The 8,085-nt window shown below is 59.0% G+C and carries 8 protein-coding genes and 2 pseudogenes; 1 reads left to right on the top strand and 9 read right to left on the bottom strand.

Annotated elements, in window-relative coordinates; all coding sequences use genetic code 11:
* The 3 genes and pseudogenes from QDY28_RS28100 to QDY28_RS31095 all read right to left on the bottom strand — a co-directional run.
* Positions 1-173: transposase (locus QDY28_RS28100; RefSeq protein ID WP_331384577.1), on the bottom strand; the 173-nt coding region annotated here is incomplete at its 3' end.
* A 75-nt stretch (positions 174-248) separates the two neighbouring features.
* Positions 249-404 (bottom strand): annotated as a pseudogene (locus tag QDY28_RS28095) (transposase); the annotation flags it as partial.
* 72 nt (positions 405-476) lie between these two features.
* Positions 477-641, bottom strand: a pseudogene (locus QDY28_RS31095) (IS5-like element ISNeu3 family transposase); the annotation flags it as partial.
* A gap of 71 nt (positions 642-712) precedes the next feature.
* Between QDY28_RS31095 and QDY28_RS28090 the strand changes: the two are divergent.
* Positions 713-1,201, top strand: a complete 489-nt coding sequence (locus QDY28_RS28090; protein ID WP_331384576.1) for a GNAT family N-acetyltransferase — start codon at positions 713-715, stop codon at positions 1,199-1,201.
* 158 nt (positions 1,202-1,359) lie between these two features.
* Here QDY28_RS28090 and QDY28_RS28085 read toward each other — a convergent pair whose 3' ends face one another.
* From QDY28_RS28085 to QDY28_RS28060, 6 genes are all read right to left on the bottom strand, one after another.
* Entirely contained in the window at positions 1,360-2,415 is a 1,056-nt protein-coding gene (locus QDY28_RS28085) for an ABC transporter ATP-binding protein (protein WP_331384575.1), read from the bottom strand.
* A 26-nt stretch (positions 2,416-2,441) separates the two neighbouring features.
* Entirely contained in the window at positions 2,442-3,296 is an 855-nt protein-coding gene (locus QDY28_RS28080; protein ID WP_331384574.1) for a sugar phosphate isomerase/epimerase family protein, read from the bottom strand.
* A gap of 42 nt (positions 3,297-3,338) precedes the next feature.
* Entirely contained in the window at positions 3,339-4,580 is a 1,242-nt protein-coding gene (locus QDY28_RS28075; protein WP_331384573.1) for an ROK family transcriptional regulator, read from the bottom strand.
* 64 nt (positions 4,581-4,644) lie between these two features.
* Positions 4,645-5,487 (bottom strand): carbohydrate ABC transporter permease, encoded by an 843-nt coding sequence (locus QDY28_RS28070; RefSeq protein ID WP_331384572.1) that lies wholly within the window; start codon positions 5,485-5,487, stop codon positions 4,645-4,647.
* Positions 5,484-6,413 carry a carbohydrate ABC transporter permease gene (locus tag QDY28_RS28065; RefSeq protein WP_331384571.1) on the bottom strand — a complete coding sequence of 310 codons (930 nt, stop codon included), beginning with the start codon at positions 6,411-6,413 and terminating at the stop codon, positions 5,484-5,486. Before QDY28_RS28065 ends, QDY28_RS28070 begins: the two co-directional genes overlap by 4 nt.
* 186 nt (positions 6,414-6,599) lie before the next feature.
* Positions 6,600-7,898: an extracellular solute-binding protein gene (locus tag QDY28_RS28060; RefSeq protein ID WP_331384570.1), complete on the bottom strand. Its 1,299-nt coding sequence runs from the start codon at positions 7,896-7,898 to the stop codon at positions 6,600-6,602.
* Positions 7,899-8,085: the final 187 nt, after the last annotated feature.

Below are 8,085 nucleotides of genomic sequence, written 5' to 3'. Positions count from 1 at the left end.
TTCGGTCCATAGACGTCGGCGCAGTCCGCCCAGCGGCCACCACATCGCAGGGCATGGACGATTCCGCTCAACACGCGACGATCGTCCACGCGCGGCTTGCCCCGCACATCCGTTGGCAGCAGCGGTTCGATCCGTTCCCACTGCGCATCGGAAAACCAAAAGAAATCAGACATCTCACCGCCCTTTCGTCGCGGCAATGAATCATGTCTCAGCGCTCAAGGAAAGCCAATTATGGGTCCGGACCCTAGTGCCAGACGTTCCGCCATCGGCTCGATACTCTTGCGATCGCCCGGTCCGATGAGGCCCGAAATATACACCGGGCACATCTGCCGCCGCTTCTTGTGACCAAGCTTCTCAACGAACGGCTTCAGCCAATCCGTCAATGCAACATTCTGCTCTGCCATCCCATGCACCCTCGTTGGAATGCCAAGGATGGCCGATCATCGTTACCTGAGAGTTAATCTGCCAAAGTAGTGCTAAGTCGTGGACTCATAAGCAGCGCGCTTGTCGTAGCACGTCGGAATGCGCCGACAATGCTTGATCCGGTTGAAAAACCGCTCGACCAGCTTTCTTTGTCGGTAGAGGTATGGGCTGAAGCAAATCGGATCACGCCGGTTCCGACGGAGTGGGATATTCGCCCAGTCTTCACATGAACGCACGAACGCCCAAAAGAGTCCATTTCTACCAGCCAGCGACGTGCTAAGCTTGTTAAATGACGGCGGCCAACCAATACAGTTTTCGCAAAGCGACGTTGAATGATCTCCCGTTGCTTACAGCATGGCAATCGAACCCGCATGTCCGCGCATGGTGGGACTCAGATCAGTCGTACGATGCAGCAGACTTGGCTGATCCTCGGGTAGCCCGTTGGATTGTTTCAACCGCCGAGCGCCCCTTTGCGTTCATGCAGGACTATATCGTCCACGGCTGGGAAGATCACCATTTTGCCAAGCTTCCCAGGGGATCGCGGGGAATCGATCAATACATAGGAGACCCCGAAATGATCGGTGTTGGGCACGGATCGGCATTTATCGGGGCGAGAATGAGGGCTCTCTTCGATGTGGGTGTACCCGTTATCGCGACCGATCCTCACCCGGCCAATGAACGGGCGATTGCCGTCTACAAGAAACTGGGTTTCGAAGCGTTCGGATCACCTCAAGAGACGCAGTGGGGCTTGATTTTGCCGATGCTTGCAAGGCGGTAAGCGGCACACCATCATTTGCAGCTTCGTCCGCATCCGAGACATGGCCGGCCGCGCAGTACTTATCCGCTCGGTGGCTGAAACCAAGCGAAACCGTTATGAGTACGCAGCCCAGCGTCTTAGGAGCAACCCCTGCTTCAAACTGCGCCGGCTAGATCCGGTTACCAGGTGCGACTGCTTCCTATGTTGACGCCGGCATCGTCGAAGAGATGGATTGCCGACATGTCCGGCGAAATCCGCAATGTCTCTCCCGGCTTGGCACGGATGCGTTCGCGGAAAACGCATGTGATGGTCTGTTCGCCCAGTCTGGCAATAACCAGCGTTTCCGACCCGGTCGGCTCCAGCACGACGATACCGATCTCGATGCCCTCGGGATCGAGATGAATGTTTTCCGGGCGGATACCGTAGATAACGGCATTGTCAGGCTTTTTGAGCGTCGGTAGCAAGACGCCCCCGGCCGTTTGAAAACCCTCCTCAGTCATCGTGCCCTTGATAAAGTTCATCGCCGGCGAGCCGATGAAGCCGGCGACGAAGAGATTGCTCGGCTGATCATAGAGATCGAGCGGCGAGCCCATCTGCTCGATCTTGCCATCCTTCATGACGACGATCTTGTCGGCCATGGTCATCGCTTCGATCTGATCATGCGTCACATAAATCGTCGTCGTCTTGAGGCGCTGGTGCAGTTCCTTGATTTCCGAACGCATCTGCACGCGCAGTTTCGCGTCAAGATTCGACAATGGTTCATCGAAAAGGAACACGGCCGGATCGCGCACGATGGCGCGGCCCATGGCGACGCGCTGGCGCTGGCCGCCGGAGAGCTGTTTCGGATAGCGTTCCAGCAGGCTCTCCAGGCCGAGAATGCGCGCTGCCCGATCGACCCTCGCCTTGATATCCGGCCGTGGCATGCGCTTCAGGCGCAGGGAAAAGCCCATATTCTGCGCCACGGTCATGTGCGGATAGAGCGCATAATTCTGGAAAACCATCGCGATGTCGCGATCCTTCGGCGGCAAATCATTGACGACATGCGTCCCGATCTGGATGGCTCCGGAAGTGATGCCTTCGAGGCCGGCGATCATTCGAAGCAGCGTAGACTTGCCGCAGCCGGATGGGCCGACCAGAACGACGAATTCGCCGTTCTCGATCTCCATGGATACGCCCTTGATGGCCTTGAAGGCGCCGTAATCCTTGCGCGCATTGTTGACGGATACATTTGCCATCGGTTCCTCCCTTTCCCCCGGACGCGTCAGATCGATTTCAGCGCATCACGCAGGAAGCTCAAGCCAAGCCGCTCGCCTTCCTTGCGGGCTGAAAGATCCTTGCTCGGCCAGCCGTAAGCCGCATCCTCATGCTCGATCGAGAGCGTGCCATCGAAACCATAGGATTTTGCCTGGCGCAGGAACTTGTCCCAATCGAGCATGCCCTTGCCGGGCAATCTATATTGCCACCAGCCCTTGCCATGGTAGCCGACCGCCTGCAGCCGCTCGGCGTCGATGGCGGTATCCTTTGCGTGCAGGATGGCAATGCGATCCCTGACGCCTGCAAGGGCTGCGAAGGGATCGACGCCGATGCGCAGCAAATGCGACGGATCGAATTCCAGGCCGAAACGAGGGCTCTTGATCCTTTCAAAAAGCTGCGTCCATCCGTGTGGCGTCGTGCCGACGAAATTATCCTTCGGGCCAGGCCAGTTCTCGATCGCAAAGGTCAGGCCGCTCGCCTCGGTCGTTGCAATCAGCGCGTTCACGTGGTCTGCGAAACTGTCGTAGTTCTCCTCCTCGCCCGCATCGTCGTTGCGCCCGGGGAAAATGACGAAGATCGGAACATCCGCCTCGCTGACCGCATGCGCGAATTCGAGGGTTATGCCGCGCAGTTCGGCCCGCCGGTCCATGTCGGCATCAAGCTGATTGCCCGTCAGGGTGATCGAAGCAACGAACAGCCCGCGATCCCTGGCGACGGCGACGGCGTTCGCGACACGATCGGGCGTCTTGATATGACCGCGCACATCAATCTCGATCGCATCGAACCCTGCCTCCTTCGCAAAATCAGCAACCTCCTCAAAGGGGCGATCGTTGAATGTCGATGTATAAAAACCGATCTTCACTGAATTCCTCCTTATTCAAAATCAAATGGCACGACGATCTCGTCATGTGGCGTGCAGGCGGTCCATGATCTGCAGAGGCGAGCGGATGCGTTGTTGGGGATCGGCCGAACCGAGCATCAGGGCCGCCGCCGTCGGCATCGCCGCACCACCCAGGGCGGCCGCATCCTCCGTCAGCGAAGCGCGATGAATGGACGGCAGGTTGGGGTCAGCGGTCTGCAGATGTTCGTTCACATAGCGCAGAAGCTCATCGGTCATGCGCACCGGCAGGCGTCCGCCGACGATCACCGCATCGGGATCGACGATCAGGCCGATGTGGATGACCGCTTCGGCAAGATGGACGCTCATCTGCTTCAGCCAGGACGAAACCAGCTTGCGTCCACGCGCATCGAGCGCCAGCAGATCCTGCGGCCTGCTCGCCTCAATGCCATGCTGGGCAAGGTGGTCGTAAAGGAAGAACAGCGAGAAGATCTCGCCGAGAGGCTGGACCTTCGCCCCCTTCGGATCATTCGGATCGGCGATCGGCAACCAGCCTATTTCGCCGCTCAATCCCATCGCGCCCCGATGGCCAACGCCATCCAGCACCAGCCCGCCGCCAGGGCAGGCGTTGATGGCGATATAGAAGAAGCTGCGGCTCTCTGCGCCAAGCCCGTAGTTAAGCTCGGCCATTGCCGCCGCGTTGGCTTCGTTGTCGATAAAGATTGGATGATCGGTGATGGCTTCGATCGCTTTGCGGACGTCGAAAGTGGTCCATTGCGCATAGTCGTCCGGTCGTCCCAGCACCGGAATTTCGCCGAGCCAATCGGGCACGGCAAGACCGATGCCAGCGATGCGGGCGTCGTCGACCAGCTTGCTGCGCTGGAAATGCGAGATGGCGTCCGCCGTCAGCTCGACGAATTCGGCCGGAAGAATGAAGCGTTTTTCGTGATGCACCCGCCCGCGGACGTTCCCGACGGCATCGACGGCAAGGATGGTCAGATGATCGCGGTCGATATTCACGCCGATCGAGAAACAGGCGTCGGGATTGATCTCGAGCTCGATCGCCGGCTGCCCGCGCAGGCCATGGCGGCGCCGCGCCTCCATCACCAGGCCTTCGTCCAGCAGCCGGTCGACGATGCGGGCGATCGCCGGCTTCGTAAATCCCGTCTGCCGGGCGATCTCCGCCCGCGAGATCGGCGCCTGGCGATGAATGCAGCGCAGGATAACGGCGCGATTGTGCTCGCCGGCATCCTCCACATTGGCGCCGGTCAGGTCGAAGACATTATGGGCATCGTCGAATTGTCGCATTGTCAAAGCAGCCTCGCGCTATCTCTCGACTGCCTGGTACACGCAATTCTCCTTGTCCGTAACATCATCCTTTCACGGCTCCGCTGGTCATCGCGCCGAGGATCAGCCGCTGCAGGGAGAGGAAGGCGACGATGGCGGGGACCACGGAGATCAGGCAGGCAGCAGCGAGCAATTGCACGGAGGAGTCCGTCTGCATGCCTTTGAAGTTGAAGATGCCGACGCCGATCGGCATCAGGTTGTTCTGGGTCAGCAGCAGGAATGGCACCAGGAACTGAGACCAGCCGGCAATCACCGTGATGATGAAGACGGAGGCGATGCCGGGTCCAGAGAGCGGCAGGATGATACGCCAGAACACCGAAAAACGGTTGCAGCCGTCGATCATCGCGGCCTCGTCAAGGCTCCTCGGGATACCGTCCACGGCGCTCTTCAGCAGCCATGTCGCCAACGGCACGCCGAGAGCGATATAGACCATGACCACCGCGAAATGGGTGTCGAGCAAGCCGAGCTTGTTCATGTAGCGGTAGAGCGGCACCATGATCACCAGCGGCGAAATCATCTGGAATAGCAAAAGCCCCATCATCGACAGGGCCTTGCCGCGGAAATGAAAGCGGGAAAAGGCGTAGGCTGCCGGCAGCGCGACGATCAGGACGCCGAGGCCGCTCAATGACGCCAGCTTCAGGCCGTTCCAAAGATAGATCGGGAAGTAGCTGTTGGTCAGCACCGAGGTGAAGTTGTCGATGGTCGGGTTCTTCGGGATATAGCGAGCAACGCCGAGATAGATTTCCCGCCGATCGCGCAGGGCAAGCGATAGCAGGTAGGACAATGGCCCCGCGAAAAACACGAACATGATCAGCATGAAGACATAGCTGGCGGCATCGCCCCAGCGGCTGCCGGTTCTCATACTCATGTTTCTTCCTCCTTCGGCAGGAACGAGGCGTAAACGAAGGCAAGCCCGAGGCTGATGAACAGCATCAGCACCGAGAGCACGCTGCCGCCCGAAAGATCGTAATTGCGGAAGACGATGTTGAAGACGTAGAGCGATATGACCTCGGTCGCGCGGCCCGGCCCGCCGCCCGTCAAGGTGATGATCGCGTCAAACGTATTGAGCGTCATGATGGTGATCAGGATCATGTTGACGAGGATTGCCGCCCGCAGTTGCGGCAGGGTTATGAATAGCAGTTGCTGCGTCGAGGACGCGCCGTCCACTTCCGCCGCCTCATAGAGCGACGGGTCGACCGCCTTCAGCGCCGCATACATCACGACCATGGAGAAGGCCGTGCCGCGCCAGATATTGGAGAGCAGTGCCGACCAGGGCGCGATCGCCGGATCGGAAAGCCAGGCCACCGGCGGAATGTGCATCATACGCAGGATGCTGTTGAGGGCGCCGTAGGGCGCTTCGCTGAACAGCATCTGCCAGATGATGCCGCCGGCTATGCCGGGCACGACCCAGGCGACAAGCGCCGTGGTGCGCAGGATGGTCGTGCCGAACAGCCCGCGTTTTTCGCCGCGAATGACGACGACCGCAACCGCCAGGCCAAGGATCTGCTGACCGATGACGCTGCCGCCAACGAAGATCAGCGTCGCCCACAGAATATCGGGCAGTTGCGGCGAATGGATCGCGTTCCTGATCGAATCCAGCGTGTAGCTGGGATTGTCGCCGATCAGCGTCGCGTTGGTCAGCGACAGCCGAAAGACGTCGAGCACCGGGTAAAGGTAGAATACGCCGATGACCAGGATGACAGGCATGATCCATGGAAGTGGCGCGCCGGCAAAATCACGCGGAAAGAACCCGCGTCTTCGGCCCGTCGGGGCCTCCATTGCAATTGGGCTCATCTGCTCTCTCTGTCCGAATGTTTCAAATGGACGCTGGCGGCGCTGCCGATGTCGGTGCGCCGCCCTCGATCATCTTTCGGCAGGAGCATCCGACCTTGTGGTGTTTCCACCTGCAAACCGACGAGATGCCCCGGATCAAAAGAGTAGGACGGCAGTTACGCGTTCTGTCGAACGCGGCGCGGTGCCCTAAAGGCGTTTATAGGCCTCCATCGTCGCATTGAACGCCGCGCTCAAAGCCTCTTCCGGCGATTTGGTGCCGGAAAGAACGTCGCCCATCATGATCTGAATCTGGTTGGAGATTTCAGGATAGATCGGCGCGCCGGGGCGGGCCTGGCCATTCGCCAGCGCAGCCGCGAACGTCTTGTTCGCATCGGTTGCAAAAACCGGATATTTGTCGAACAGCGATTTGCGCGTCGGCAATTGCTGCTGCAGGGCGTTGGCCGGCCCCATATAGACATCGCGGGCGAGATTGGCGCACATCTCGACCTTTTCCTTGTCCTTGCTGAAGGAGGCGATCGTCCAACCGCCAGTGCCGGTCGAGCGCTTGTCCGCCGTCGGACCCGGGAGCGGCGAGAAGGTCCATTTATTGAATTCGTCTTCGTCGAGCGTCGCCTTCAACTGGGCATATTGCCAGTTGCCGCCGACGAACAGTGCGGTCGTACCGGCGGCGGCAGCAGCATTCAGGTCGTCATAATTGCCGATCGTCGTGACGCGCTTCGGCGCAGCGCCGGTATCGACGAGGTCCTTGTAAAAGGTCAGCGCTTTCAGGAACTTTTCCTTGTTGTCGCCTTCGCCGAAGACCGGCTTGCCGCTGTCGTCCACCAACTTGCCGCCGAGCGCCCAATAATTCGCCAGCCAGTCGAAGGTGGAGCCTTCGTAGCGGCCGGCATTGAAGAGGACGCCTTCCATGCCTTGGTCCTTGGACGCGAGGGCAGCCTTTTTCAGATCGTCCCAGGTCTGCGGCGCGTCGGCAACAACCGTTTTATTGCGATAGAGGACGCGCAGGTCGGTATCCCACCACCAGGCGCGGATGGTCCCGTCTTTGTCGGTAATGCCATTGCGGATGAAGGGAAAGAGATCGGCGATTTCGTCCTTGCTGAAGTAGGGCGAAAAATCGGAAAGCACGTGGTTGATCATGAATTGCGACAGCACGAAAGAGTCGACCGCTGCACAATCCGGCGCGTTGCCGGCCTTTGCCTGTTCGAGCATTTTCGCCTGTTCGGTGCCGATGTCGGCGGACATGAACTGCACCTGCAGCTTCCAGTCCGGATGCTTCTTGATGAATTCCACGAACAATTGCTTGTAGCCATCGGCAATCTTCGGATCGGCATTGTTCGGACTATCGTTCGTCAGGCGGACAACCAAAGTTTTCGGAGCGTTCTCCAACCCTATTCTGTCTTTTGTCGCCAACTCCTGAGCATAGCCGGGCTGCACTGCAAATAGCATCGTGCTCAGCGCCAAGGCGCTGACAATGGACTTCATCATGATGGGTCTCCTCCCCCATTTTGGCGAATACAGCAGGTTTGATCTGTTGACCTATCCTCATTTCCGTGCTGCATTGATTAGATTAAGTTACTTTGTTTTGATGTCAAGCCGGAACTAGGAGGAGCGGAAAATGGCGACCTTTGCGAAGACATAGCGCCCGGCGGGATAGTTCAAGCGTGACAACCAT

The sequence above is a fragment of the Rhizobium sp. BR 362 genome (assembly GCF_036528765.1).
GTDB lineage: Bacteria > Pseudomonadota > Alphaproteobacteria > Rhizobiales > Rhizobiaceae > Rhizobium.
The sequence above is the reverse complement of the archived record's forward strand: the minus strand, read 5'-3'. Positions and strand labels throughout refer to the sequence as shown.